The following is a 24,590-nucleotide window of genomic DNA, read 5'->3' on the forward strand; positions in this document are numbered from 1 at the left end:
CGAGCCGGCCAGGCGACGTCCGGGGAGCCCGCGAGCGACCTGTCGGCCGTTCAATGGTCAACTAGACGGGCGTCCAGCCAGACCCGTTTCCGCGGGGAAGCGACGCGAATGGGGTGGCGGGTCGGTGGCCGGGATGTGAAGAGCGGACGACCGGCACGACTCGACGCCCTCACCGGCTCCGCGCGACGAGCTCCAGGAGCGCCCGGCCGTACGCCCCGGCGGGGTCGGCGTCGTCGAAGGTCCGGGGCGCGCCGAGGATCTCCACCTCGACCACGTACCCGTCCGACGTGCGGCGCAGCGCGCGGAACGTCGAGCGCAGCAGGTCGCGCAGCTGGCCCTCCGTCGGGTGCCACAGCGCGTCCTCGAGCGCCACGGAGTCCAGGGCCCACTCCGTGGTGCCGTTGAACCCGAGGATCACGCCGGTGTCGAACTCGTGGGGCTCGATCGTCATGTCGCTCACGGTGAAGAGGTCGCCGCCCGGGCCGGTCGCGAGGAGCCGGAACCGGTCGCCGGACGCGGGGGACCAGCGCAGACCGGCGTCCCGTAGGGCGAGGGCGAGGTCCCACGAGATCATCCGACCACCGTAGGGCGCAGGAGCCCCGCCCGCAGCGGCGCGCGACGCGGCGTCGTCCTGCCTACGTTGGGGGGATGGAGCCGGAGATCGAGAACGCCACCGACATCGTCGTGACCCTCGCCGCCGCGGCGGGCGGACTCGTCGTCGCGTTCCTGCTCGGCACGGTCCTGTCGGCCGTCGTGGGCAGGATCGGCCGCCGCAGCGAGCTCGTGCGGGACCTGTCCCGGCGCCTGCGCAGGCCGGACCGCGCGCTGCTCATGGTCGTCGCGGTGTGGATCGCCGTCCGGGTCACCACCGACGCGGCGACGCCGTGGCTGCCGCTCGTCGAGCACCTCCTCCTCATCGCCCTCATCTGCGTGGCGGCCTGGTGGGTGGGGGCGTTCGCGTTCGTCCTGGAGGACTCGGCGCTCCAGCGCTACCGCGTGGACACCACGGACAACCGGCACGCGCGCCGGGTGCGGACGCAGATCACCGTGATCCGGCGCCTCACCGTCGCGATCATCGTCGTCTGCGCCATCGCGGGCGTGCTCCTCACCTTCCCCGAGGCGCGGGCGGCCGGGGCGAGCCTCCTCGCGTCCGCCGGTCTCATCTCGATCGTCGCGGGCCTCGCGGCGCAGACGTCGCTCGCGAGCGTCTTCGCCGGGATGCAGATCGCGTTCACCGACGCGATCCGCGTCGACGACGTCGTCGTGCTGGAGGGGGAGTGGGGCCGGATCGAGGAGATCACCATGACCTACGTCGTGGTGCACCTGTGGGACGACCGCCGCCTCATCATGCCGTCCACGTACTTCACGACGACGCCGTTCCAGAACTGGACGCGCCGCGCCGCGGACCTGCTCGGCACGGTGGAGCTGGACCTGGACTTCGAGGTGCCCGTGGGTCCGATGCGGGCGGAGCTCAAGCGGCTGCTCGCGCTCACGGACCTGTGGGACGAGCGCGTGGGGATCCTCCAGGTGACCGACGCCGTCGGCGGCCTCGTGCGCGTGCGGGCGCTCGTGAGCGCGCACGACGCCCCGACGCTGTTCGACCTGCGGTGCTTCGTGCGCGAGGGACTGGTCGACTGGCTGCAGCGGGCCGCGCCGCAGGGCCTGCCGCGCACGCGCTTCGAGGGCGCCGTGGACGGGCCCGACGACGCCCGGTCGGCCCCGGCGGTCGGGTCGGCTCCCGCCGGGGCGGGCGTGCACGACGGGGCCGCGCGGGACGACGCCGCGTCGCGCGGGTTCCCGGACGACGAGTCGGACCGCGCCGACGACGAGCCGCCCGTCGCGCCCGCGCGACCGCCGCGTCTCCCGCCCGACCGGGGGGCCCGGCGGGCCGACGCCCCGGTCGTCCTGGGGACGCTGCGCCGCGCGGGCGGCGCGGGTGCGGCGCCGAGCGACGACCCGACGCGGCTCGTCGGGGTGGTGCCCGGCCCGGAGGACGACGGCGGGACCACGGTGCTCCCCGCCGTCGGGCCCGACGCGGGGGAGCACCTGGAGGCGGCCGAGTCGGCGTTCTTCAGCGGCAGCGCCGAGGGCGAGCAGCGGTCGCGCGCGTTCGCGGGGCCCGGTCAGGACGTCATCGACGAGCGCGAGCGCACGGCCGAGCACGACCTGGTCGACGACGAGCAGCACGCGACGGGCAGCACCGGCACCGCCGAGGCGGGTGACGCGGGCGAGCCGGGGTCCGCGCACGACGCGGGGGCCGAGGGGCGCGAGCCACCGGCTCGCGAGCGCTGAGCCGCGGTCAGGCGAGCCCGGGGACCTCGACCTCCGTGTCGGCGAACGGGGCGCGCAGGAGGGTCGCGGTCGCCCACCCGCGCGTGAGGAGGCCGGTGTCCGAGTCGGGCTCGGAGTGCCGCTCGGTGCCCGAGTACTGGAGCATGAGGTGCCGGTCGCCGTCCTCGTGCACGCGCGCCTGCACCAGCCCGAACGTCGCGAGCGGTGCCGCGCGCAGCCCGCGCAGCCGGTCGACGGGCAGGTCGGGGACGTTGACGTTGAGGGTGCGTCCCTCGAGGGGCGTGCGACGCACCCAGTCGAGCACGTGGTCCGTGACGAGCCGGGCGGTCTCCCAGTGCCGCGGGTCCGCGGCGTCGACCGACACCGCGATCGACGCGATGCCGTGCGTCGTCGCGGACAGCGCCGCGCCCACCGTGCCCGAGTGGAGGATCGCGTTGCCCGTGTTCGCGCCCTTGTTCACCCCGGACAGCACGAGGTCCGGCTTCGGGCCGAACCCGCCGTAGGCCGCGACGAACGCGATGAGCGCCGGTGCCGCGCGCACCGCGAGGGAGGCCGTCACGCCCTCGGGCAGCCCCGGTGCGTCGCGCGGCTCCACGACGAGGCGACCGTCGTGCTCCGCGCCGAGCAGTGACGCGCTCGCACCGGAGGACTCGCGCGCCGGGGAGGCGACGGTCACCGCGTACCCGGCGTCGAGCGCGGCGCCCGCGAGCACCGCGAGGCCGGGGGAGTCGATCCCGTCGTCGTTCGTCACGAGCGCGTGCACGGCGTCCTCCTGGGTCGGGGTCAGCGGGCCTCGCGCACCGTGACGCGGTGCGCGAACCGTTCGATCTGGTCGCGGCGGCCCGTGCCGAGGCCGCGGCGCGTGACGTTGAGGGCGCCCGCCGCGGCACCGAGACGCACGGCGTCGGGCAGCGCGAGCCCGCGCCCCAGCCCCACGGCGATGCCGGCGGTCATCGAGTCGCCCGCGCCACGGTGGTCCACGGTCGTCACGCGCGGCGTCGTCACGCGGTAGGTGTGCTCGCGCGTCACGAGCAGCGTGGGGTCCTGGGCACGCGAGACGACGAGGGCCCGCACCCCGGCGTCGACCATCCCCCGGGCGGCCGCGAGCAGCGACGCCTCCGTGTCGTCGTCGCTGAAGCCGCCCTCGACGAGCTCCTCGTGGCTCATCTTGAGCACCACGCCGGGGGCTCCCGCGAGCGCACGGGCCTGGTCGCCGGAGAGGTCCGCGACGACCTGCCGGTCGGAGGCGTCGAGGTCGCGCGCGAGGCGTCCGAAGAACGACGCGGGCACGCCGACCGCCGTCTCGGACCCGGTGAGGATGGTCACCGCGGCGTCGAGGGCGCTGACGAGGACGGTGCTGTAGAGGTCGTCGACCTCGTGCCGGTTGAGGGGGTACGGGTCCATCGTCACGACCTCCGTGCGCTCGCCCGAGCGGCGGTCGTGGACGAACGCGCCGTTGCCGCCCGTCGCCACGGTGCGCAGCTCCAGGTTCTCCGCGCGGGCCAGGTGGGCCGCGACCTGGCCCGTCTCGCCCCCGAACGGGCCGCAGACGACGACGCGCGCCCCGAGCGAGTACGCCATGCGCCCGAGCCACAGGCCCTGGCCGCCGGGGTGCACGTGCACCTCGGGCGACGTCTCGTGCGGGCCCGACGGCTCGATCTCGATCGTCAGCAGCGGCGTCAGGGCGAGGACGCACACCGTCGGCGTGCGCCCCTCGGCCCCGGGCGCCGCGGAACCGGCCGGCGTGGGCCCGGAGGCCGGTACGGTCGCGTCCATCCGTCGAGGCTAGGGTGCCGGGCGGGTCCTCACCCGGCGAGCGGCGCGTCCGGGGTGCCGAGCCGACCGTCGAGCCACCCGGCGAGCCGGTCCGGCCGGTCGGTGACGCCCCGGGTTTTCCCGTCCGGCGGGTGCGGGTGGTTTCATGCTGACCATGACCCAGCGACCCGCCGTGACCCGGCGCGCCCGCGCGGCGGGACCCGCCGTCGTCGTCGGCGTGCTCTGCGCCGCCCTGCTCGGCGCCTGCACCGGCACGTCCGACGACCCGGACGACCCCGCGCCGTCGGCCACGACCACGACCGCCCCGACGACGGAGCCCGCGGACCCCGACGCGCCCCTCAGCGCGCAGCAGGCGTGCGCCGCGATGTACGTCGACGGCGACGAGCCGTTGGAACGGCGCGTCGTCGCCGCCCTCGTGGACGTGAGCGAGGGAGCCGACACCGAGAGCGTCCAGGCGATGACGGCCGTCGGCATCGAGCTGGGCTCGCTCTCGGTGCGCGTGCCGGAGGAGTTCACGGACGCCGTCGACCAGGTGCGCGTCCCCTTCCTCCAGCTCCAGGAGAACCTCGACACGGCGACCGAGGAGTCGGTCGACCTGGACGTCGCGTCCGCGCACGCGGGGCTGACCGCCTACCGCGAGCTGTGCGGTACGACGGACGGGACGGGCACCGGGGAGCCGTCGGACGCCTGAGCGCGGCTCCGTGCGGCTCAGGGCGGCCGGGCGCCGCTCAGGACCGGACGACGAGCGCGACCCCGAGGGCGACCGCACCCCACACCGCGAGGCCCGCCCCGCACGCGATCGCCAGTCCGTTGGCGCCGGTCGAGCGGTCGCGAGGCGTGCTCCGGACGGCCGTCGCGGTGACCGCGACGCCTGACACGACGAGCAACGCGCCCACGGCGATCCACAGCATCGCGACCACCCTTCCACGGGCTCTCGGTCGCCGCACAGCGGGCCGTCGTGCCGTCGCGGCTTGCGCCGCGGGGCCCCGGCACGCCACGGTGTGCCCGTGCCCGACACCCTCGTCCGCCGCGTCCTGTTCCCCGGCCGGCACCACCTCGTCACCCGTTTCCAGGTCGACTACCTGCGTGCGCTGCGCGCCGGCCTCGTCCACGACCTCGACGGGCACCGTGTCCGGTGCGCGCCCGACGTCGAGGTGGTCTGGGCGGTCACGTCCGCGAACCACTCCGGCACCCGGCGCAACCCCCTGCCGGGCCACCGGCGCGAGGCGCTGATCGAGAACGTCGCGGTCCGCGAAGGGTTGCCGGGCGTCGTCGTGCCGGTGCCCGACGTCGCGCCCCACCCCCGGTTCGCCGCGCTCGTGGTGACGAGCGTCGCCACGCAGACCGGCCGCGCCCCGACCCCGGACGACACGGTCGTGGCGTGCTCCACGCCCGCCGTGGTCGCCGCGTACCAGGACCTCGGGTTCCGGGTCGTGGGTGTCGAGCTCGACGTGGCCGACGGCGCCGACGCCGCGCCCCGGCCGTGGGACGCCGTCGAGCTCCTCGCCGCCGGCGACGCGCGCTGGCACGACCTCGCGCACCCCGCCGTCCCCGAGTTCTACGCCCGCTACGGCCTCGTCGAGCAGGTGCGCGAGATCTTCGCCGACCCCGTCGTGTCCGGCGACGGCGACCTCACGACGACGCGCGACTACCGCACGTACGCCGCCGCGTTCGAGGAGGCGTCAGCGCGCAAGTGGGCGCAGGTCGCGCCGCACGTGCGCCCCGGGCGCGTCGTCGACATCGGCTGCGCGACGGGCGGCCTCCTCGAGCACGCCGCGCGCGAGCCGCGCCTGCACGAGTCCGACCTGTTCGGCGTCGACGTCGCCCGCCACCTCGTCGCCGAGGCGGAGCACAAGAAGGCGCAGGGCGTCTTCGCGAACCCCAACGTGTGGTTCGTCCAGGCGAACATCCTCGCCCGGTCCGTCATGCCCGCCGCGTCGGTGGACACCACGCTGACGATCGCGCTCACGCACGAGGTGTCGTCGTACGGCGACGGTGTGCGCGACGTCGAGACGTTCGCGCGACGCGTGCACGACCACACGCGGCCCGGCGGCGTGTGGGTCAACTCGGACGTGTGCGGGCCCGCGGAGCCGGCCCGCGCCGTCGTGCTCACGCTGCGCACGGACGACGGCCTGGGTGCGCAGGGCGACGGGCCGCACGGGGCGCGCACGGATCTCGGCTCGCTCGCCCGCGAGGACGTCGCCGCGTACGTCGGCGCGCTGTCGACCGACGCGCGCATGGCGCAGTTCGCGCACGACTTCCCCCGGTCCTCCGGCGCGCTCTTCGCGCCCGCGGCGCTCGGCGGCGGGCGGTGGCGCCTCACGCTGCGCGAGGCGATGGAGTTCATGACGCGCAAGGACTACGTCGACAACTGGCTGTCCGAGGCCCACGAACGGTTCTGCGACCTCACCGGGGCGGGGTGGGCCACCCTCCTGGAGGACGCCGGCTTCGTCCTGGAGCCGGGCAGCGGCGCGTGGCGCAACGCGTGGCTCGTCGAGCACTCCTTCGCGCCCGTCGCCGCGCTGCACGACGCCGTCACGGGCGAGCCCGTCGACTGGCCCGACACCCACGTCCTCACCGTCGCCCGCCGCCCCGAGCTCGCCTGACGGCAGCACCCGTCCCGCCGAGGTAGAACGCTGGTCGCGCGAGGGAGTACCCCGGTCGCGCGGTTGACGGACGCCGTCGGGCTGGGATCGTGGAGACGTGCTGCTCGACGCGCGGACGCTCCGCGGCATCCAGGACGGGACGGTGACGCTCGCCTTCCGGCGCTGGACGACGCCGCGCGTGCGGGTCGGGACGCGCCAGCGCACCCGCATCGGGGTGGTCGAGGTGACGTCGGTCGACCGCGTGCCGGTCGGCCCCGACGGCGTCCCGCTCGTGTCCGACGACGACGCGCACCTCGCCGGGATGGCGTCGCCCGAGCGGGTGCTCGCGCGGGGAGCCGCCCGGGAGGGCGACCTGTACCGGGTGGGGCTGCGGTTCGCGGGCGAGGACCCGCGCGTCGCGCTGCGTGCCGACGCCGACCTCGACCCTGCCGCGGTGGAGGCGATCCGGGTGCGGCTCGGGCGCATGGACCGCGCGGCCGACGCGCCGTGGACGCGCGCGTACCTCGAGCTGGTCGCCGGGAACCCGGGTGTCGTCGCGCGCGAGCTGGCCGCGGGGATCGGGATGGAGCGCGACCCGTTCAAGGTGCGGGTGCGACGGCTCAAGGAGCTGGGACTGACGGAGAGCCTCGACGTCGGCTACCGGATCTCGCCGCGCGGCGCGGCGTACCTGGCGGCGACGACCGTCGGCTGACGGCCTGTTGTCAGCGCTCCACGGGTCGGGGGACCGGTGGGGTGCTGACAGGTGTCAACCGATCGCGGGCAGGCCGTCGAGGCTCTGGGCGTTGCGGTCGCGCCAGTACGTCTCGAAGTACTCGGGCGATCGGCGCTCCTGCGCCCGGTCGAGCACGTCGCGGTCCTCGACGAAGCCCATGCGGGGCACGGAGAACCCGCACGAGTCGGAGACACGGTCGACGTCCACCACGACGACCCCGCGCTGGCCGATCTCGCGCGGCTTCGCGAACGCCGGACGCAGCGCGTCGAACTCCGCGGTGCCCGCCTCGACGTAGCGGCCCGTGCCGTGGAGCCGCACGATGTTCGGTGGTCCGTCGAACGCGCAGAACATGAGGACGACGCGCCCGTTCTCGCGCAGGTGCGCGGCCGTCTCGGCCCCGGACCCGGTGTAGTCGAGGTACGCGACCCGGTGCGGGTCGAGGACGGCGAACGTCCCGGCCATGCCCTTGGGAGAGACGTTGACGTGCCCGTCGGCGGCCAGCGGAGCCGTCCCGACGAAGAACACCGGCTGGGCGACGACGAACGACGCGATCCTCTCGGTGATCTCCGCGTGGACGGTGGCCATGCGAAAAGTCTGGCATGCCGGCGGTGGCTCGGGAGTAGCGTCCGGGTGATGAGCGACTCGACGACGAGCGGGGCGACGGCGCCCGCGGACCCCAAGGCCACCCTGCTGCGGTACCTCGCGCGCGAGCGCGAGGCGCTGCTCGCCAAGGCCGACGGCCTCGGCGAGTACGACGCGCACCGTCCCCTGACGCGCACGGGCACGAGCCTGCTCGGGCTGCTCAAGCACGTGGCGAGCGTGCAGCTGGGGTACCTGTGCGAGGCGTTCGGCGGCACGCACGACCTCGCGATGCCGTGGTTCGACGACGACGCGGAGGTCAACGCCGACATGTGGGCGACGGCCGACGAGTCGAGCGAGGACGTCGTCGCGTTCTTCCGGCGGTCGTCCGAGCTCTGCGACGCGACCGTGGCCGGTCTGGACCTCGACGCGCGCGGCGAGGTGCCGTGGTGGCCGCCGGGGCGCAACGTCGTCACGCTGCACGAGGTCCTCGTCCACGTGCTCGACGAGATGGCCCGCCACGCGGGCCACGCGGACATCGTCCGCGAGCTGATCGACGGGTCGGCGGGGGACGGCCGCAACCTCCCCGACCTGACCGACGACGAGTGGTCGGCCTACCGGCAGCGCGTCGAGGAGGCCGCGCTCGAGGCCGGGCGACGCGGCGTCGGGCAGGGCTGACCGGACGCCACATCGGCGACCACGGTTCTCCCTCGCAGGACCAGGGTCCTACCTCGCCGGGGTGGGCCGGTCGGTGGTCCGGGTGAGGAGGACGGCGACCTCGTAGTGCGCGGTGTGGGGGAACATGTCGAGGACGCGCGCCTCGACGGGGCGCAGCGACGGCATGAGGGCGAGGTCGCGCGCGAGAGACGTCGCGTTGCAGCTCGAGTAGACGACGTGGCCGACGTCCGAGTCCTCCAGCCAGCGGCTCAGCGTCTCGCCGATGCCGCGCCGCGGCGGGTTCACGACGACGAGGTCGGGGTGCGCCGTCGGCGGCTGGGCGAGGGCGAAAGCGGTGGCGTCGTCGGCGCGGAACGTCGTGCCGGCGAGGCCGGCGTCGTGCGCGGTGAGGCGCGCGCTCGCGACCGCCTCGGCGCTCGTCTCGACCCCCACGACGTCGCGACCGCCGCCCGCGACGTGCAGCGCGAACCCGCCCACGCCGCAGTAGAGGTCCCAGACCGAGGAGGGTGCGGCGTCGTCCACCCAGGCGCGGCCCTGCCGGTAGAGCGCGGCGGCGACGTCGGTGTTCGTCTGGAAGAAGCTCTGCGGGCGCAGGTGCAGGTCGAGGCCGTTGACGCTCATGCGCAGCGTCTCGGCCTCCGTGAGCAGGACCTCCGTGTCGCCCTCGACGACGGCCTTGTGCTCGGGGTGGATGTTCGCGGACACGACACGCAGCGCGGGGAGGTCGTCGAGCAGCGTCGGCAGGTGCTTGCGCAACCGCGGCAGGGACTCGGTCGAGCGCAGGACGAACCGGGCCATGAGGTCGCCGTCGGGCGACAGGGTGACGAGGACGTACTTGAGCTCGCCGCGGCGGGCGCGGACGTCGTAGGGGACGAGGCGGGCGCGCGTGACGAGCGCCGCGAGCGGACCGAACGCGTCCCGCAGCGCCGCGGGGTAGAGCGGGCAGTCGGTGAGGTCGACGCCGCCGTCGTCAGAGAGGATGCCGAGCACCGGCGCGTCGACGGTGCCCGTGACGACCATCTTCGCCTTGTTGCGGAACCCGGCCTCCGGCGACGTCACCGGGTCGAGCCACCGCAGCCCGGGCGCGACCGGGTCGAGCAGGTCGGCGCAGTGCCCCACCTTGCCCGCGAGCTGGACGGCGTACGCCTGGTCGAGCAGGGTGCACGAGCGGCACCGCCAGGCGTCGAAGTGGTGGCACTGCACTCGTTCGAGTCTACGGGCCGACGGCGCCCGGTCCGCCCCGCGCGGCCCGCCCTCAGGCGGGGGCGGGCCTCGTCGCCTTCCCGTCGAGCCAGAGGGTGTCCGTCTCGTCGCGGTGGCTGCCCTGCGTGCCGACGTGCGTCGAGCCGATCTGCGGGCCCTTCGTGATGACGTGCACCATCGCCATGCCGTGACCGCGGCCCAGACCGTAGTCGTCCTTGAGCCACTCGAGGATCGGCCCCGCCTTCGTCGACGCGTCGAACCCGCGCTCGTGCGCCTTCTCCACCAGCTCGCGCGGCGTGAGCCCCGTCCTGTCCTCGACCGCGTCGAGGTACGCCTGGAACGACATGGGTGCTCCTCTCGTGCCGGGCCCCGTGCCCGGTCCAAGGCGTCGACCTGCCGGACCGGCAGAACTCATCGGACCGTCACGCCGCCCGCCGGTGTTCACCCGGAGTTCCACCGGTCGCCACCAAAGGGTGCGACGCTCCGCGCATGACCGACGAGTCCCGCGAGATCGACGTCGTGGTGCAGCGCATCGCCGACCGCTTCCCCCAGCTCCCCACCGACGAGGTGCGCGAGCAGGTCCTGGCCGAGCTCGACCGGTTCGACGACGCGCACGTGCGCGACTTCGTGCCCGTGCTCGTCGAGAACGCCGTCATGGACACCTTGCGCTCCTCCCTCGACCCGACCCCCGTCGCCACCACCGACGAGCCTGCCTGAGCGTCACCTGCCACCGGCGCGTCTCCTGCCCGGCGGCGGTCCCGGCGCCTGCCTGTCGCGAACCAGCGCGCCCACCGGCCCCCGTTGGGCGGACGGGCGCTTTCGCGCGTACCGTCGTGCCCGCCGACGGAGAGGAGCAGGAGCACGGTGGGTGCGGACCAGGCAGGCGACGTGACGATCGAGGACGGCGGTTCCCGGTGGGTGATGACGGGTGAGATCGACTTCTCCGTGACGCACCGCGTCAAGCGAGCGCTCGCCGCGACGATCGACGGGTTCCCCAAGACCGTCGACCTGTCCCGCGTCACGTTCATGGACTCCTCCGGCCTCCACCTCCTGCTCATGAAGGTCACCGCCGCGTCCCGGCCCCGCCTCGTCAACGCGCCCCAGCAGGTCCACGACCTGCTCGAGATGTCCGGCGCGACGTCGATGGTCGACCACGTGACACGCCCCGTCCCCGACCCGCCCGGCACCGGGCGCAGCGCCCACCCCGCCGACGGGGGCCGCGCGTCCTGACTGGTGGCAACCCCTCCTGCGCGGCGGGCGACATCACCGTCCGTTGAATCGCACGCCCGCGGCCTGGCGTCATCACGCGGGATGGGCGTCGACGCCTATCTCACCCGGCACAACTGTGCAGGTTGTGTGACAGCTGCACGTATCCTCGCACCTGTGAGTGGGTCGAGGAAGGTGCTGCGAAGGGTACGCAAGCGCCTGCCCTACTTCGGGTGGACGACGTGGATCCTCCCGACGCTCGCCATCGCCCTCATCGGCGTGTCCACGTGGTGCGGTGTCCAGGCGGGCGCGGCGGAGACGGAGAAGGGCGAACAAGTCACGCGAGCTCTTCAGATCGGCCTCGCCGCCGCTTCCGGGTTGCTGACTCTCGTGCTGAAGATGCGCAACGACGCGGCCGAGAGGAAGCGCAAGGCCGACGACATCGACGCGCGGGCCGAGACGGAGATGTCCTTCAACGACGCGCTGGACCCGCTTGTCGACTCGTTGGCCGAGCTCACCTCATCCGATCCGGACCAGCGCAAGGAGGCGTTCGGCAGCCTGCGAAAGCAGGCGCTTAACTCGATCATCCACGTCCTGAACGTCCGTCGCGCGCGGGTGAACTACTACGACCTCATGGATGGCGCGGCCACTGATGACGGGAAGGCGCGGCTGCGTCTTCGAGGGGGTAGCTCGGGCCGCGCGCCGCGCTCTCGCTACGAGTTCGTGGAGGGGACGCCCGAGGGCGACCACGTGCTCGCGCAGCTCAAGGAAGACCGCGTCGAATTCTGTGACAACGTCCGCAAACATCCTCCGCCCGGCATGGCGGGCAAGCTCCCGCGCAGCTACAAGGCTTACCTCTCCGTACCGTGTCGCGCGGACGGCGTCGTCTACGGCATGGTCACCGTGGACTCGCCGTACAAGGGCGCGCTGAAGGAGGGCCACGGAGACTTCGTCAGAGTCGTCGCCACGATCCTGGCCATCGGCAAGCGACTCCAGGACACGACGTGACCAACACGTCAGGGTCCCGGACCTTGCATACCGCATCGGTATACTTCATGCTGTCAACACCAGTCAGCACCGCCCCGCACCTGCGGGGCTTTCGCTGTCTGTAGACACCGAGGGAGGGTTGATGGCATTTCGCGTAACTCGACCCGATGACAGGGCGCAACGCATCATTCAGGATCCCGACAGCTACTTCCGCGAGGCTCGCGACCGTGCGCGACGCGAGGCTGAGAAGCGTCGGGAACGCGAGTTGCGGCTTGCACGTCAGCGGACATCGAACAGGGCGATTCACGCGTCCTAGTGGTTGAGGGCTCCCCACAACTGCGTGGTCGCCTTCGTCAGTTCGCACCACTGCCAGCGCGCAGTAGAGCACGACGACGGGCCCCGCCCCGCTCCGGCGAGGTGGGGCCCTTCGTCGTGCCCACGAGGTCTAGATGCGCGTCTTGTCGATCTCGGGGCTGGCGGTGAACTGGACGGCGCGGTCGCGTGCGAGGTCCGCGGCGAGGCGCTCGGGGTCGGCTGCGGCGACGGATGCGGCCTGGACGACCCAGGTCTTGCCGACCTTGGAGCCGGCGAGGGAGCCGGACTTGAGGCGCTGCAGGACGGCCTGACGGCTGATGCCGAGCTGGGCGGCGGCGTCGGTGACGGAGACGAGCCCAGGCACGGGGGCGATGCCGTTGCGCTGGTCGAACTCGGTTGTGGGCATGACCTCGAGGACGAGGGGCTCGGCGTCGGCGAGCACGGTGGTGCCTGCAGTTGTGGCGATCGCGAGGGCGGTGCTCAGTGCCTGGCGCAGGTTCTCGGCGGGCAGAGTGATGTCGGCGTTGATCCACCCGCGCTCGCTGCGGGAGACGGCGGGACGATAGTCGATGAGCGCGCCGACGAGCTCGTCGACGCGGGGGTCGTCGTCGGTGGTTCGGGTGCGCCACTCGATACGGGCGTTGTACTCCGTCACGGGTGGCGCCTCCTGGTCGTGCGGTGTGCTGGTGGGGGAGGATGGAGTCCTGGGCCCGGGAGGTGCTTTCTTCAGCTCCCGGGCCCTGTCCGCTACCGCCTGGGCGGACAGCGGAACCCGCGGCGCTTGAGCGGGCGAGCGCGTTCAGTACGCTGCGCCGGTCGCTCGGGGTGCCCGATAAGGTCGCGACCTTCTCCCCGTCCCGGGTGTAGACCTCGGGGTGACCCTTGCGGTTGATCTGCAACTTGTACCCGGCTGCCTCGATCGCCGCGAGGATCTCCTTGAGGTCCTTGTCCATGGTCTCCTCCTTCCGTCTTTCTGACAAGAGAACAACCCTGCCGCACGTTGCTAACTAGCAAGCCAGGGAGCGAGATCGGTTCGGAGAGTTCGAAAGGTGTTCGAGCGCGCGCACGCTGGGGGCGTGAGTGAGTAGGACGATGGACGCGAACGGCCACTTGGTGCAGCGCATCGTCAACGCGCATCCATACCACTGCTCCGTGCGCAGCGCACGGGGTGGGCGCGGTGTCGCGCGCGGATAGTCTGCGAGCTCGATGGTGAGGAGCGGATCGACACCTACGCCTACGCGTGGACGGCCCCCCCGCGCTCGTCCAGCGCCCGCGCGACGACCACCGGTGGGCGGGCATCGGGGTCTGGATGGGCGCTGGGGACCTCACTCGTCGGAGTCGTTGACGCCCTCAGGTGCTGGCGGAAGCACCTCGAACGGGAAGGACACGTGGACGTCGGCGCCGTCGCGACCGTGCTGGTGGTGCTCGACGCCGCGGACTCGCGCGGAGATCGTCACGTACTGGTGCCGGACTTCGGTGAAGGTGTAGGCAACGCGGACGGTACCCCCGGAGGGGATCGACTCGTGGTGGGCGATCGTCTCGCCGCGGTCAAGGTGCTGCTGGAACCCAGATGAGAGGTCGGGCATCGCGATAACCTCGAGCTCGCGGTCGTGCGGGTCCACGAACGTGGCCTCGATCTCCACGCGCTCGCCCAGTCCGACGAGGACGTCGACGTCGACGTAGACAACCCTGCGGCTCGCCCACGACGAGAGCTTCTCGGCGGTGGCGACGCGGCCGCGGGAGTCGGAAGCGGCGGCGACGCGCGGGTAAAAGGTGCCGGTCGGATGCTGCTCGCTCATGTACCTACCGATCCTGTTCTGTAGTTCGACGGCCACGCCGGACAAGATGTCGCGCGCCGACGCCGGGAGGCCGCGCCCATGCATGACGTCGTTCCGGTACTCGATGACTCGACGGAGCAGCGGGTCGATGTCACGCTCGTCGCCCAGCGCCTCCTCGAGCGGTGTCCACTCCTTCCTCGCCATGATCACGAGGTCTTCCAGGCGGGTGAAGTCGAGCTCGCTCGTGGCCCCGGCGACGCGCGCTTCGTCGTCGGCGACGGCCTCGAACGCCGCACGCGACTTCCGCGCGTTGTCCCGGATCTTGGTGTTCGAGAGCTCGTCGTACCAGTCGGGCCCGAAGGCGCGCCGGTAGGCATGATCAAGGAGTTGTCGCAATGACCTCTCGATCGAGATCGCAGCGTCGTAAGGCTCGAAGGTCGTCACGTCGGATCCTCTCCTAGATCGGTGAACGCGGCGAGGAGCCGCCGCGCCTGCTCGACGTTGCCGCGGTGACGTCCTCCTCGTAGAACCAGGTCCTGCTCTCAGCGGGCGGCGTGAGCGCGACGGCGATCGCCTCCGCGGAGGTCTCGTAGCCGAGGTTTGTATCTGGCTCGGTGTAGTCGAACTGAGCGCCGAACACTGCCTTGAGGTACGCGTCGTCGAGGTCGAGAAGTTGGTTCAGGATGTGTCCGAGCTCGTGCCTCACAGTCGTCTGGATGTGTTGCTCGAGCAGCTCGTAGTCGACGCTGGCGTCGCCGCCCGTCGCGTAGGCGGCGACGTCGTTCGCGATCCATACCTTCGGGCGGTTGCCCCACTCGGGCGCTGCCTCCATCACCGTGCCCCAGTAGGCCCAGTCGTCGGAGGACGGGACGAACGGCCACTCGACATCGCACACACCGGAAGTCCGGCCTCGCCCAGTCGGCGGATCTCTTCCCACGCGATCGGGTCGACGACCCCGGCCGGGGCGTCCGGGACGCAGCTCGTACCCGGCGTAGTCGCCCTGTACGCCTAGTAGGCGGGCCGGGTCTCGGCGACCATCGACGAGCCGACCGCCCACACCGACGCTCCGAGCACGGCGACGAGGAGCGCGGCCATGCTGCGGCCGCGGCCCCCTGGCGCCGCGTCATGCTAGCGACCCTACGGATGCCGCGGCGCCGATCACAGGGCTACCGGCGAAGTTCACCCGGCGGTCGGTCCCCCCAGGGCTCGTCTGCGTCCGCACGGCGCGCACGATCGCGCACACCGCGGACTTGTCCAGACTGAGCTCGGCGGCGATGGCGCGTCCGGACTGGGTGGTCGTCCGTGCGGGCGGATGATGTCCGCGCGGTGCTCGGCGACGCGTCCGCGCGCGGACGTCCGTCCGCTCGGGCGCGACGCCGGCCTCCGTCCGGACGTCCGTCGTGTCCGCCGTCGGGCTGTCCGTCGTCTCAGCGGCGACCCGGACACTGTCCGCGGGCGGGGTGTCCGGCGTGCGACGTGTCCTGTCCGGCGTCCTGCTCGTCGCCCGTCCGGCCGTCCGCCCGTCCGGCGCTCGCGGACGTCTGTTCGGTGTCTGCCTTGCCTGCGATGTCCGGACGAGGAGCGAACGCGACGTGCGCGACGACGTGCGCGGCGGCGAGCGTCATGAACGGGGGCATGCCCGTGAGGCCCGCCTCTACGGCGCCCTGCCAGCTCTGGTCGCCAGCGCCCCAGGCGTGCAGCGCGTTCCGTGCGGACGAGACCGTGGTCAGGGCCCACACGAGCGTCCAGGGAGACGGGCACGTTCGCCGCGGTGGGTGCGGATGAACGCGACGGCGACGAAGGCGAGCATGGCAACCTTGAGCGCGACCGGGGCACGCCATGCGAAGTAGGCGGGATCGACGCCCAGGGCGCAGCGGCGGACAGTCCCATGAAGGACAGCGTGAAGCTCGCGGCCGCGACGGCGACTAGCACGACGAGCAGCCTGGCGAGGACGGGGACGGTTGCGGACATGCTCGACGCGGTGGTGCGAGGGCGGCGGCCTCGACGTGATCGGCGAACAGCGCGCGGTTGGTTGAGATCGGGCGGACGGCGGCCCGGACGGCGCCGGGGCAGCATCGTCCGGGGCCGTCCTGCATATAGGGGTTGTGCGTTGTGGTGACCGCGTTGAGCACGAGCACTGCCACGGTCGAGTTCTGGGCGGGCACGTCCTCGTCGTAGAAGACGGTCCGCTGCTCGTCGTCGGGGGTCAGGGCGAGCGCCAGCGCCTCGGCCGACGCCTCGTGCCACGGCCTCGTCCCGGGGTGCGTCACCTCGAGGTCCGCGACGAACAGGCGCTCGAGGGAGATCTCGTCGAGGCCGAGCATGTAGGTCAGGGCGTGCCCGAGCTCGTGCCTGACGGTGGTGCGCACGTGCTGCTCGAGCAGGTCGCCGTCGACGTGGTCCTCGCCGTCCTCGGCGTAGGCCGCGACGTCGTGCACGATCCACACCGTCGGCAGGTCGCCCTCGCCGCGGCTCGGCGCGGCCCAGCCCCACCACCACCACTCGTCCCGATCGGGCACGAGCTGCCAGTCGACGTCGCACACCGGCAGGCCGGCCTTCCCGAGACGCTCGATCTCCGCCCAGGCGATCGCGTCGTGCGTGCCCAGCGCCTCGTCGGGCACGCACGACGTGCCCGGCGTCGCGGGGGAGTAGGCGGCGAAGCGCTCCGGCTCGTGGGCCGGGTCGGCGCTCGCGGCGGACCCGGCGAGCAGCGCCGGTGTGGCCAGGGCGAGGGCCGCGGCGACGGTGCGGCGGCAAACCCTGTGCCCAACAACTGCCCAGCGAGTTCGAACGTGCGTTCGTCCGCTGGGGTGTTTTCCCAGGTCAGAGGGTGGGCCCCCCGGGGTTCGAACCCGGAACCTACGGATTAAAAGTCCGCAGCTCTGCCAGTTGAGCTAGAGGCCCGTGACGTCCGTCTGCGCGCGGGTGCGCCGGGACGTCGACACGCACAGGGTACGCGGGACGGGAGCGTCCTGCGGGCGCCGTCGGCTCGCGCGGGCGCGTACCGTACGCGGGGTCGGCCGACCTGTCAGGTGGGGTCTTGCTCCGTGAGAAGTTCGGTGAGATCGGGGCGATTCGCTTGCGAGCCCCCGGCGTTCTTGCTTGGTTGGTAGAGACCGAGGGGCCCGCGGGAGGGTGCACCGACGGCTGGTCGCACCACTCCAGGTGCGTGCCGCTCGACGTGTCCCGTAGCCCCGCCCGGCGACGAGAGGAGCTCTCGTGCTTACCCTGACCGACAACGCACGTACCGCTGTCCAGGACCTCACCACGCAGGCCGGTGTCCCCGAGGGAGGCGGTCTGCGGATCGCCGAGTCGACGGACCAGGCCGGCAGCTTCGAGCTCGCGCTCGTTCCCGCCCCGCAGCCCGACGACGAGGTCGTCGAGAACGGCGAGGCGAAGGTCTTCGTGGAGGCCCAGACCGTCCAGACGCTGTCGAACCTCACCCTCGACACGGACCCGAACGCTCAGGGTCCGTCGTTCGTCCTGACTCCTCAGGGCTGACGCACCAGCTGTCGACGGCGCACCCACCTCCTCCGGGTGCGTCCTCGAACCCCATGACGGGCCGTCCGCTGACGCGGGCGGCCCGTCGTGCTGCGCGTATCAGGGACGGGCCTGCGGTACTCCCTCCTTCCCGTGGCCGGGAGCCCGGTCACGTGGGGTCGCCGACCGGCGACCGGGAGGGAAGACGATGACGTCGAGGACGACGAGCACGACGGCCGCGGTCCTGTGCGCCGCGGGGGTCGCGGCGCTGGTCGGGGCGTGCGCCCCGGCACGGCTCCCCGCGGAGGACGACCCGGTGACGAGCGGTGCGCGCGCCGCGCACGACGACCCGCCGACGGTCCGGGACGGGTCGGTGACCCTGGGCCCGGGCGACGAGGTCGACCTCGACGGCGAGACGGTCGTGCTGGCCTCCCAGGAGGTGGAGCTGGCGTGGGACGGAGAGCGGCTGACGCTCCCGGTCGGGACGGCGCTGGTCGAGGGGACCGAGCCCGACACGTGCGACGAGGTCCTCGCGCAGAGCGCCGGGTCGACCGGCGGGGGCGTGGGGGAGCAGGCCGGCGCGTCGGCCCGTGCCGTGCCCGTGGCCCTGCTCGGCGACGGGCTGGAGGCGTGCCTGCGCACGGACGCGGGCGTCGTCGTGCACGTCGAGGTCACCGCGCCGGACGTGCGGGACGACCTCCACGTGCGCGTGCTCGGCCAGCGCGCCGAGTGACGCCGCGGCGCGGCGGGCAGGGGCGTCAGGGCGCGGGGCCGACGATCCACCAGCCCCCGAGCACGGCGCTGCCGAGGGTGACGAGGAGGAACACCCCGACCCAGAGGATGCCGGGAGTGCGGGTGAGCGCGGCGAGCATGTCGGCGTCGGAGCGTCGTGCCTGGCCGCGGGACCGCTGGGCCTGGAGCTCGAGCACGGGGCGCACGGCGCCGAGCAGCAGGAACCACGTGACGGTGTACGCGACGGCGCTCTGGACGGGCGGCGTCGCCCACCAGGACACGCCGACGAGCGCGGCGCCGCTCACGAGGACGGACCACAGCCCGAACCAGTTGCGGATCTGCACGAGCATGAGGGCGAGCAGCAGCACGAGGAGCCACAGCAGCCCGACGGCGTAGCCCTGACGCAGCAGCGCGGCGGCGCCCAGCCCGACCAGCCCGGGGCCGACGTACCCCATGAACGCGGTGACGACCATGCCGACGCCGCGGGGGCGGCCGCGCGAGACGGTGAGGCCGGACGTGTCGGAGTGCAGGCGGATCCCGGTGAGGCGGCGTCCGGTGAGGACGGCGGCGAGGGCGTGGGCGCCCTCGTGCGCGATGGTCACGGCGTGCCGGGCGACGCGCCACACGGGCGTGACGAGCACGACGGCCAGGGCGAGGGCTCCCGTCGCGAGCACCACCGCAGGTTCCGGGGGCGCGACGGGTGTGACCGCCGCGTCCCAGATCTGCCCGACGACGTCGGTCACCGCTCCCCAGTCCACGCGCGACATTCCACCACAGCCGGCCGGACGTGAGGTGCGGTCGCGCGAGAACGGTCCTTCTCGCCGTCGACCACGAGGCTGCTGCCAAAATGAGGCTCAGAACGGCACCAACCTCGTGCTCGGCGGGAGCGGGGTGGCGTGACGCCCGCCACGATCCGGGCCGGGCGGCGTCGGGCATGAGAGACTGGTCCCCTGAGGGCAGCGCCGACTGCGCGCCCCGCGTCGTGGAGATCCCCCCGGATTGCGTGCGGCGGACCCCGACCCCCAGCCCCGAGAGGCCTTTTCACCTGTGACTTCCTTTGCCGATTTCGGCCTGCCCACCCCTGTCGTGCGCGAGCTCTCGCGCCAGGGCATCGACTCCCCGTTCCCCATCCAGACCGCCACGCTGCCCGACTCGCTGAAGGGTCGTGACGTCCTCGGCCGCGGCCGCACCGGCTCGGGCAAGACGCTCGCGTTCTCCCTCCCGACGGTCTCGCGCCTGTCGTGGGCGAAGTCGTCGCGCCACCCGCGCCGGCCCCGTGCGCTCGTGCTGTGCCCGACGCGCGAGCTCGCCAACCAGATCAACGCCACCATGGAGCCCGTCGCGAAGGCCCTCGGCCTGACGACGACGACGATCTTCGGCGGCGTCGCGCAGTCCCGCCAGGTCGCGGCGCTCGACAAGGGCGTGGACATCGTCATCGCGTGCCCCGGTCGCCTGGAGGACCTGCTCAACCAGCGGCTCCTCACGCTCGACGGCGTCGAGATCACCGTGCTCGACGAGGCGGACCACATGGCCGACCTCGGCTTCCTGCCCGGCGTGAAGCGCATCATGGACAAGACGCCGAAGCAGGGGCAGCGCATGCTGTTCTCCGCCACGCTCGACAACGGCGTGGACCAGCTCGTCAAGCGCTACCTGTCCAACCCGGTGCGGCACTCCGTGGACGACGCCGCGGCCGCGCCCCCGCAGATGACGCACCACATCCTCGCGGTGCGTGACGCGGAGGCGAAGAAGCAGGTCGTGCAGGAGCTCGCGTCCGGCACCGGCCGTCGCGTCCTGTTCATGCGGACCAAGCACCAGGCGAAGAAGCTCGCCAAGCAGCTCACCGCCGCCGGCGTCCCCGCCGTCGACCTGCACGGCAACCTCGGCCAGGGCGCGCGCGAGCGCAACCTCGAGGCGTTCTCGTCGGGCAGCGTGAAGGTGCTCGTCGCGACCGACATCGCGGCGCGCGGCATCCACGTCGACGAGGTCGAGCTCGTCGTGCACGTCGACCCGCCCGCCGAGCACAAGGCCTACCTGCACCGCTCGGGCCGCACCGCCCGCGCCGGGTCCGAGGGCGTCGTCGTCACCGTCATGCTCCCCGAGCAGCGCGGCGACGTGCGCGACCTGACCCGCAAGGCGAAGATCACCGCCCAGCCGACGCCCGTCGCGCCGGGCGACGCGACGATCACCGGGCTCGTCGGCGAGGTCGCCGAGTACGTGCGCCCCGCCGACATCACCCCGCCCCAGACGCAGGCCAAGCGCGGGACGGCGTCGTCCAACGGCGGCTCGCGCGCGTCGCGTCGCGGCCGTGGTGGCCAGGGTGCTGGTCAGGGCGGCGGCCAGGGTGGCGGCCGCGCCGCGCAGGGCGGCGCCCAGGGTTCCGGCACGACGACGCAGCGCGGCCAGGGCGGTCAGCGCCCGTCCGGCGGCGGTCGGAGCGCCCAGGGTGGCCGCGGGAACCAGGGCGCCGGCGCCGCCGCGTCCGGGGCCGGCCAGTCCACCGGGCGTCGTCGGGGCGGCCGCGGTCGCGCCCAGCGCCCCGCGGGCGGCACGGTCTACTCGACGTCCACGCCGCGCTGACCTTCCGCGCGCACAGCACCCGTGAGTCGGGGCGGCCCGAGGCCCCCCCCCCCCCCGACTCACTGCTTCGCCATCGCGATCCGCAGGACCGTCTCCGGGTCGACGAGGTGGTCGTGCGAGTCGCCGCCCACGTCGAGCTGCACCCAGTGCAGGCGACCCGTGAAGCGGCTCGTGCGGGACGTGTAGTCCGGCGAGACGCACGTGCCCGACTCGTAGCCGACGTCCGTCGTCTCGTCGGCGGAGAAGATCATCGGCTGGGTCGCGTCGACCCTCCCCGCGCCGACCTGCTCGCCGTCGTGGAACAGGGTGACGTCACCGCCCTTGCCCAGCCCGCCGCCGTCGTACGCGAGCTCGGCCCGGAGCTGGTGGCTGCCCGCGGGCACGGGGACGTCCGCACGGACGGCGAAGTGGTGGATGCCGAGCACGTTGTACAGGAACGTCAGGCGCCCCTCGTGCACGTACAGGCTCCAGCCGCCGAACCGGCCGCCCTGCGCGAGCAGCACCCCTGCCAGCCCGGCGTCGGGTGCGTCGACCTGCGCCGTCACCGAGAACGACCGGTTCTTCACGCTGAGGACGCTGTTCTCCGACAGCCGCCCCATGCCGGGGTAGAACACCTGCCGCGTGCCCCGCAGCAGGGTGGGGCGCCCGGCCATGGACGGCTCGACGCGCTCCGCCGTGCGGTCGTCCATGGGCAGCACGCCGTACTTCGTCGCCTCGATGAGCCACAGGCGTTGCAGCGCGCGCAGCCGCTCGGGCTGCTCCGCCGCGAGGTCGTGCGCCTGGCTGAAGTCCGACGACCCGTCGTAGAGCTCCCACACGTCCTCGTCGAACGGCACGAGGTCGCCGCCCACGAGGATCCAGGGCGTGCGGTGCTTCGTCACCGCGCTCCACCCCTTGTGGTAGATCCCGCGGTTGCCGAACATCTCGAAGTACTGCAGGTCGTGCCGCTCGGGGCTCGTGGCGTCCTCGAACGCGTAGAGCATCGACGTGCCCTCCATGGGCGACTGCAGCACGCCGTTGACCATGGTCGGCTCGGGGATGCCTGCCGCCTCCAGCACGGTCGGCGCGATGTCGACGACGTGGGTGAACTGCGACCGCAGCCCCCCGCGCTCCGCGATGCGCCGCGGCCAGTGCACCACCGTCCCGTTGCGCGTCCCGCCCCAGTGCGACGCGACCTGCTTCGTCCACTGCAGGGGCGAGTTCATGGCCCACGCCCAGCCGACCGCGTAGTGGTTGTACGACGCGGGCGAGCCGAAGTCGTCCATCTTCGACCGCATGAACTCCGGCGTCTCCAGGGCGGCCATGCCGTTGAAGTTCGCCATCTCGTTGAACGCGCCGTTGACCGTGCCCTCGGCCGACGCCCCGTTGTCCCCGACGATGTAGTACACGAGCGTGTCGTCGAGGACGCCGAGCTCGTCGAGCGTGTCGACGAACCGCCCGACGTGGTGGTCGGTGTGCTCGAGGAACGCCGCGTACACCTCCATCTGGCGCGCGAGCACGGGCTTGAGATCGTCGGGCATGTCGTCCCACGCGGGGATCTCGTCGTGACGGGCGGTGAGCTCGGCGTCCTCCGGCACGACCCCGAGCTCCTTCTGCCGGGCGAACGTCCGCTCGCGCTGGACGTCCCAGCCGTCGTCGAACGCCCCGCGGTACTTCTCGACCCCTTCCGCGGGCACGTGGTGCGGCGCGTGCGTCGCGCCGGGGGCGAGGTAGACGAAGAAGGGCTTGTCCGGCATGAGGGCCTTCTGCTGGCGCACCCACGCCGTCGCGTGGTCGACCAGGTCCTCGGTGAGGTGGTAGCCCTCTTCCGGCGTCGCGGGCGGCTCGACGGGGGTCGTCCCCTCGTACAGGGCCGGGTCCCACTGGTTGTTCTCCCCGCCGATGAAGCCGTAGAACGTCTCGAACCCGCCCCCGCCGGACGGCCACGCGTCGAACGGTCCCATGGGCGACGTCTGCCACACGGGCACCTCGTGGCACTTGCCGAACTGGGCGGTCGAGTAGCCGTTGAGCTTCAGCGTGAGCGCCAGGGGCGCCTTGGTGTTGGGGCGCAGCGAGCTGTTCCCCGGGGCCGACGTCGCGGTCTCGGTGATGCTGCCCATGCCCACCGAGTGGTGGTTGCGGCCGGTGAGCAGCGCCTGCCGCGTCGGGGCGCACAGCGCCGTCGTGTGGAAGCGGTTGAAGCGCAGCCCGCCGGCAGCGAGGCGCTCCGCCGTGGGGGTGCGGCACGGACCGCCGAACGCGCTCGACGCACCGAATCCCACGTCGTCGAGCAGGATCACGACGACGTTCGGCGCGCCCTCGGGCGGCAGCAGCGGCTCGATCGGGGGGTACGCCGTGTCGGGGTCCCGTGCGTCGTACGTGGTGAGACCGGGCGGCGTGCGGTCGGGGATCGGGAGCATGGCGCGGGCGTGGGTGTCGGGGCGCATCGAGCCTCCTGGGGCCGGTCGCGGCCGGCGGGCCGCGTTCGCGTCGGGTCACGGTCGGCACATCACTGTGATCTGTATCACGGCGTAAGGGGTGCGGCGACCGGGACCTCGGCGAGCGGGAGATCGCGCCGTCCGCGCGACCCGACGCCGCTCAGTGCAGCAGCACCTTGAGCAGGATCACGACGAGCCCGAAACCCGCCGCGACGCACGTCTCGCCCACGAGCCTCCAGCCGCGGTCGCCCGCCCGTGCTGCCGCGTACGCTCCGGTCCCGGCGAGCACGGCGACGGTGAACCACAGCGCCACGAACGCCGCCCCGGGGACGTCGATCCCCAGCGCGCGCGCGCCGATGAACACGAGGATCGGGGGGACGCTGCCCACGAGCACGCCCGTGTTCGTCCGCAGCGCCTCGGCCAGTCGCTGGCCCGTCGAGTGCTCCGGGTCCGTGAACCGGCCGCCCACCGCGTCGACGTAGACGTGCGCGAGCCAGTAGATCGCCGCGACCACGGCGGCACCGATCGCCACGCGGTCGCCCGTCTGCGCGTGCGTGCTGCTCACCGCGAGCACCGACCCCGTGACGACCGCCCCGTACAGCAGCTCGGGCGCGGCGCGCGAGTGCACGTGGCGTCGCAACGACTTCGGCATCTCGGCCATGGCGCTCCTCGCGGTCCTCGCCCCTCGCGCCCCATCATGCTCGGCCCGACGGTCGACCGCCACGGGGCCGGAACACGCCGGGCGCCGGCGTGGTTGCTCACGTCGGAGGTGGATCATGACCGACAAGACCCACGAGAGCACCCAGCCGAGCACCCCGCAGAGCGTCCCCGAGGCCGGCGCCTACGCGGTGACCAAGACGGACGCGCAGTGGCGCGCCGAGCTGTCGCCCCAGGAGTACGCCGTGCTGCGGCACGCCGGCACGGAGCGCGCCTGGACCGGTGAGCTGCTCGACGAGAGGCGCACGGGCGTCTACGCGTGTCGTGCGTGCGGCAACGAGCTCTTCCGGTCCGACACGAAGTTCGACTCCCACTGCGGGTGGCCGAGCTTCTTCAGCCCCCTGGCGGGCGACCGTGTCGAGCTGCTGACCGACCGCAGCCACGGCATGGTGCGCACCGAGGTGCGCTGCGCACGCTGTGGTTCGCACCTGGGCCACGTGTTCGACGACGCCCCGCAGACCCCGACGGGCGACCGGTTCTGCATGAACTCGGTCAGCCTGACGTTCGAGCCGGCCCAGTAGTCCGGACCGGCCGA

General features: G+C 73.1%; 26 protein-coding genes and 1 tRNA gene. 12 read left to right on the forward strand and 15 right to left on the reverse strand.

The features are described from left to right. Positions 1 to 169: 169 nt before the first annotated feature. Positions 170 to 574, reverse strand: a complete 405-nt coding sequence (locus tag LGQ04_RS01355; RefSeq protein ID WP_229241673.1) for a pilus assembly protein CpaE — start codon at positions 572 to 574, stop codon at positions 170 to 172. Between the two features lie 74 nt (positions 575 to 648). Between LGQ04_RS01355 and LGQ04_RS01360 the strand changes: the two genes are divergently transcribed. Continuing rightward, positions 649 to 2,292 (forward strand): mechanosensitive ion channel family protein, encoded by a 1,644-nt coding sequence (locus LGQ04_RS01360; RefSeq protein WP_229241674.1) that lies wholly within the window; start codon positions 649 to 651, stop codon positions 2,290 to 2,292. Between the two features lie 7 nt (positions 2,293 to 2,299). Here LGQ04_RS01360 and surE read toward each other — a convergent pair whose 3' ends face one another. Both surE and LGQ04_RS01370 read right to left on the reverse strand, forming a co-directional pair. Next, the gene (surE, locus tag LGQ04_RS01365; RefSeq protein WP_229241675.1) at positions 2,300 to 3,055 is read right to left on the reverse strand and encodes a 5'/3'-nucleotidase SurE; all 756 of its coding nucleotides are present in this window, start codon (positions 3,053 to 3,055) and stop codon (positions 2,300 to 2,302) included. A 20-nt stretch (positions 3,056 to 3,075) separates the two neighbouring features. Beyond that, positions 3,076 to 4,068 (reverse strand): 1-phosphofructokinase family hexose kinase, encoded by a 993-nt coding sequence (locus tag LGQ04_RS01370; protein WP_229241676.1) that lies wholly within the window; start codon positions 4,066 to 4,068, stop codon positions 3,076 to 3,078. A gap of 154 nt (positions 4,069 to 4,222) precedes the next feature. Here LGQ04_RS01370 and LGQ04_RS01375 point away from each other — a divergent pair, with 154 nt between their 5' ends. Beyond that, on the forward strand, positions 4,223 to 4,759 hold the full coding sequence (locus LGQ04_RS01375; RefSeq protein ID WP_229241677.1) for a hypothetical protein: 537 nt from the start codon (positions 4,223 to 4,225) through the stop codon (positions 4,757 to 4,759). Between the two features lie 37 nt (positions 4,760 to 4,796). On the opposite strand, the gene LGQ04_RS01380 is transcribed toward LGQ04_RS01375, so the two are convergent. Then, on the reverse strand, positions 4,797 to 4,979 hold the full coding sequence (locus LGQ04_RS01380) for a hypothetical protein (protein ID WP_229241678.1): 183 nt from the start codon (positions 4,977 to 4,979) through the stop codon (positions 4,797 to 4,799). 96 nt (positions 4,980 to 5,075) lie between these two features. On the opposite strand from LGQ04_RS01380, the gene LGQ04_RS01385 reads away from it, so the two are divergent. Together LGQ04_RS01385 and LGQ04_RS01390 are read left to right on the forward strand one after the other, a co-directional pair. Continuing rightward, positions 5,076 to 6,674 (forward strand): SAM-dependent methyltransferase, encoded by a 1,599-nt coding sequence (locus tag LGQ04_RS01385; RefSeq protein ID WP_229241679.1) that lies wholly within the window; start codon positions 5,076 to 5,078, stop codon positions 6,672 to 6,674. 97 nt (positions 6,675 to 6,771) lie between these two features. After that, complete coding sequence (locus LGQ04_RS01390; RefSeq protein ID WP_229241680.1) at positions 6,772 to 7,365, forward strand: ASCH domain-containing protein; 594 nt, start codon at positions 6,772 to 6,774, stop codon at positions 7,363 to 7,365. Between the two features lie 54 nt (positions 7,366 to 7,419). Here the strand turns inward: LGQ04_RS01390 and LGQ04_RS01395 are convergent, their stop codons facing one another. Beyond that, positions 7,420 to 7,971 (reverse strand): pyridoxamine 5'-phosphate oxidase family protein, encoded by a 552-nt coding sequence (locus tag LGQ04_RS01395; protein ID WP_229241681.1) that lies wholly within the window; start codon positions 7,969 to 7,971, stop codon positions 7,420 to 7,422. Positions 7,972 to 8,019: 48 nt separating this feature from the next. Here LGQ04_RS01395 and LGQ04_RS01400 point away from each other — a divergent pair, with 48 nt between their 5' ends. After that, complete coding sequence (locus LGQ04_RS01400; RefSeq protein WP_229241682.1) at positions 8,020 to 8,643, forward strand: DinB family protein; 624 nt, start codon at positions 8,020 to 8,022, stop codon at positions 8,641 to 8,643. A 48-nt stretch (positions 8,644 to 8,691) separates the two neighbouring features. Here LGQ04_RS01400 and rlmC read toward each other — a convergent pair whose 3' ends face one another. Both rlmC and LGQ04_RS01410 read right to left on the reverse strand, forming a co-directional pair. Then, positions 8,692 to 9,846, reverse strand: a complete 1,155-nt coding sequence (rlmC, locus tag LGQ04_RS01405) for a 23S rRNA (uracil(747)-C(5))-methyltransferase RlmC (protein WP_229241683.1) — start codon at positions 9,844 to 9,846, stop codon at positions 8,692 to 8,694. A gap of 52 nt (positions 9,847 to 9,898) precedes the next feature. Then, the gene (locus LGQ04_RS01410) at positions 9,899 to 10,192 is read right to left on the reverse strand and encodes a DUF4287 domain-containing protein (protein ID WP_229241684.1); all 294 of its coding nucleotides are present in this window, start codon (positions 10,190 to 10,192) and stop codon (positions 9,899 to 9,901) included. A 143-nt stretch (positions 10,193 to 10,335) separates the two neighbouring features. Here LGQ04_RS01410 and LGQ04_RS01415 point away from each other — a divergent pair, with 143 nt between their 5' ends. The 3 genes from LGQ04_RS01415 to LGQ04_RS01425 all read left to right on the forward strand — a co-directional run bounded on the left by LGQ04_RS01415 (position 10,336) and on the right by LGQ04_RS01425 (position 12,060). Beyond that, positions 10,336 to 10,563: a three-helix bundle dimerization domain-containing protein gene (locus tag LGQ04_RS01415; protein ID WP_229241685.1), complete on the forward strand. Its 228-nt coding sequence runs from the start codon at positions 10,336 to 10,338 to the stop codon at positions 10,561 to 10,563. Between the two features lie 171 nt (positions 10,564 to 10,734). Further along, positions 10,735 to 11,076, forward strand: a complete 342-nt coding sequence (locus LGQ04_RS01420) for an STAS domain-containing protein (protein ID WP_229241686.1) — start codon at positions 10,735 to 10,737, stop codon at positions 11,074 to 11,076. 153 nt (positions 11,077 to 11,229) lie between these two features. After that, positions 11,230 to 12,060, forward strand: a complete 831-nt coding sequence (locus tag LGQ04_RS01425) for a GAF domain-containing protein (RefSeq protein WP_229241687.1) — start codon at positions 11,230 to 11,232, stop codon at positions 12,058 to 12,060. 424 nt (positions 12,061 to 12,484) lie between these two features. Here LGQ04_RS01425 and LGQ04_RS01430 read toward each other — a convergent pair whose 3' ends face one another. The 5 genes from LGQ04_RS01430 to LGQ04_RS01450 form a co-directional block, all read right to left on the reverse strand. Further along, positions 12,485 to 13,009, reverse strand: a complete 525-nt coding sequence (locus LGQ04_RS01430) for a helix-turn-helix domain-containing protein (RefSeq protein WP_229241688.1) — start codon at positions 13,007 to 13,009, stop codon at positions 12,485 to 12,487. Between the two features lie 670 nt (positions 13,010 to 13,679). Beyond that, complete coding sequence (locus LGQ04_RS01435; RefSeq protein ID WP_229241689.1) at positions 13,680 to 14,576, reverse strand: hypothetical protein; 897 nt, start codon at positions 14,574 to 14,576, stop codon at positions 13,680 to 13,682. 13 nt (positions 14,577 to 14,589) lie between these two features. Then, positions 14,590 to 15,027 carry a hypothetical protein gene (locus LGQ04_RS01440; protein WP_229241690.1) on the reverse strand — a complete coding sequence of 146 codons (438 nt, stop codon included), beginning with the start codon at positions 15,025 to 15,027 and terminating at the stop codon, positions 14,590 to 14,592. 1,030 nt (positions 15,028 to 16,057) lie between these two features. Continuing rightward, complete coding sequence (locus tag LGQ04_RS01445; RefSeq protein WP_229241691.1) at positions 16,058 to 16,753, reverse strand: hypothetical protein; 696 nt, start codon at positions 16,751 to 16,753, stop codon at positions 16,058 to 16,060. 210 nt (positions 16,754 to 16,963) lie between these two features. Next, positions 16,964 to 17,036, reverse strand: a tRNA-Lys gene (locus tag LGQ04_RS01450). A gap of 315 nt (positions 17,037 to 17,351) precedes the next feature. Between LGQ04_RS01450 and LGQ04_RS01455 the strand changes: the two genes are divergently transcribed. Both LGQ04_RS01455 and LGQ04_RS01460 read left to right on the forward strand, forming a co-directional pair. Then, positions 17,352 to 17,633 (forward strand): HesB/IscA family protein, encoded by a 282-nt coding sequence (locus tag LGQ04_RS01455; RefSeq protein ID WP_229241692.1) that lies wholly within the window; start codon positions 17,352 to 17,354, stop codon positions 17,631 to 17,633. A gap of 187 nt (positions 17,634 to 17,820) precedes the next feature. Beyond that, positions 17,821 to 18,345 carry a hypothetical protein gene (locus LGQ04_RS01460; protein ID WP_229241693.1) on the forward strand — a complete coding sequence of 175 codons (525 nt, stop codon included), beginning with the start codon at positions 17,821 to 17,823 and terminating at the stop codon, positions 18,343 to 18,345. Between the two features lie 25 nt (positions 18,346 to 18,370). Here the strand turns inward: LGQ04_RS01460 and LGQ04_RS01465 are convergent, their stop codons facing one another. After that, positions 18,371 to 19,102, reverse strand: coding sequence for a M50 family metallopeptidase (locus tag LGQ04_RS01465; RefSeq protein WP_372469877.1), 732 nt, complete (start codon positions 19,100 to 19,102; stop codon positions 18,371 to 18,373). Positions 19,103 to 19,391: 289 nt separating this feature from the next. Here LGQ04_RS01465 and LGQ04_RS01470 point away from each other — a divergent pair, with 289 nt between their 5' ends. Further along, positions 19,392 to 20,921: a DEAD/DEAH box helicase gene (locus LGQ04_RS01470; RefSeq protein ID WP_229241695.1), complete on the forward strand. Its 1,530-nt coding sequence runs from the start codon at positions 19,392 to 19,394 to the stop codon at positions 20,919 to 20,921. A gap of 59 nt (positions 20,922 to 20,980) precedes the next feature. Here LGQ04_RS01470 and LGQ04_RS01475 read toward each other — a convergent pair whose 3' ends face one another. Both LGQ04_RS01475 and LGQ04_RS01480 read right to left on the reverse strand, forming a co-directional pair. Beyond that, complete coding sequence (locus LGQ04_RS01475) at positions 20,981 to 23,347, reverse strand: arylsulfatase (RefSeq protein WP_229241696.1); 2,367 nt, start codon at positions 23,345 to 23,347, stop codon at positions 20,981 to 20,983. A gap of 151 nt (positions 23,348 to 23,498) precedes the next feature. Further along, positions 23,499 to 23,999 (reverse strand): hypothetical protein, encoded by a 501-nt coding sequence (locus tag LGQ04_RS01480; RefSeq protein ID WP_229241697.1) that lies wholly within the window; start codon positions 23,997 to 23,999, stop codon positions 23,499 to 23,501. 115 nt (positions 24,000 to 24,114) lie between these two features. Here LGQ04_RS01480 and msrB point away from each other — a divergent pair, with 115 nt between their 5' ends. Beyond that, positions 24,115 to 24,576 carry a peptide-methionine (R)-S-oxide reductase MsrB gene (gene msrB, locus LGQ04_RS01485; RefSeq protein WP_229241698.1) on the forward strand — a complete coding sequence of 154 codons (462 nt, stop codon included), beginning with the start codon at positions 24,115 to 24,117 and terminating at the stop codon, positions 24,574 to 24,576. The last annotated feature ends 14 nt before the right edge of the window (positions 24,577 to 24,590 follow it).

This window comes from Cellulosimicrobium marinum (assembly GCF_020551945.1).
In the GTDB taxonomy this organism is placed as follows: Bacteria; Actinomycetota; Actinomycetes; order Actinomycetales; family Cellulomonadaceae; genus Cellulosimicrobium; species Cellulosimicrobium marinum.

What these genes read in the sequence shown, in the direction of transcription:
- LGQ04_RS01475 (WP_229241696.1), bottom strand. Translation starts at nt 23,347, where the DNA reads ATGCGCCCCGACACCCACGCCCGCGCCATGCTCCCGATCCCCGACCGC.
- LGQ04_RS01380 (WP_229241678.1), bottom strand. Translation starts at nt 4,979, where the DNA reads ATGCTGTGGATCGCCGTGGGCGCGTTGCTCGTCGTGTCAGGCGTCGCG.
- LGQ04_RS01375 (WP_229241677.1), top strand. Translation starts at nt 4,223, where the DNA reads ATGACCCAGCGACCCGCCGTGACCCGGCGCGCCCGCGCGGCGGGACCC.
- LGQ04_RS01460 (WP_229241693.1), top strand. Translation starts at nt 17,821, where the DNA reads ATGACGTCGAGGACGACGAGCACGACGGCCGCGGTCCTGTGCGCCGCG.
- LGQ04_RS01480 (WP_229241697.1), bottom strand. Translation starts at nt 23,999, where the DNA reads ATGGCCGAGATGCCGAAGTCGTTGCGACGCCACGTGCACTCGCGCGCC.
- LGQ04_RS01360 (WP_229241674.1), top strand. Translation starts at nt 649, where the DNA reads ATGGAGCCGGAGATCGAGAACGCCACCGACATCGTCGTGACCCTCGCC.
- LGQ04_RS01410 (WP_229241684.1), bottom strand. Translation starts at nt 10,192, where the DNA reads ATGTCGTTCCAGGCGTACCTCGACGCGGTCGAGGACAGGACGGGGCTC.
- LGQ04_RS01400 (WP_229241682.1), top strand. Translation starts at nt 8,020, where the DNA reads ATGAGCGACTCGACGACGAGCGGGGCGACGGCGCCCGCGGACCCCAAG.
- LGQ04_RS01370 (WP_229241676.1), bottom strand. Translation starts at nt 4,068, where the DNA reads ATGGACGCGACCGTACCGGCCTCCGGGCCCACGCCGGCCGGTTCCGCG.
- msrB (WP_229241698.1), top strand. Translation starts at nt 24,115, where the DNA reads ATGACCGACAAGACCCACGAGAGCACCCAGCCGAGCACCCCGCAGAGC.
- LGQ04_RS01415 (WP_229241685.1), top strand. Translation starts at nt 10,336, where the DNA reads ATGACCGACGAGTCCCGCGAGATCGACGTCGTGGTGCAGCGCATCGCC.
- LGQ04_RS01355 (WP_229241673.1), bottom strand. Translation starts at nt 574, where the DNA reads ATGATCTCGTGGGACCTCGCCCTCGCCCTACGGGACGCCGGTCTGCGC.
- LGQ04_RS01395 (WP_229241681.1), bottom strand. Translation starts at nt 7,971, where the DNA reads ATGGCCACCGTCCACGCGGAGATCACCGAGAGGATCGCGTCGTTCGTC.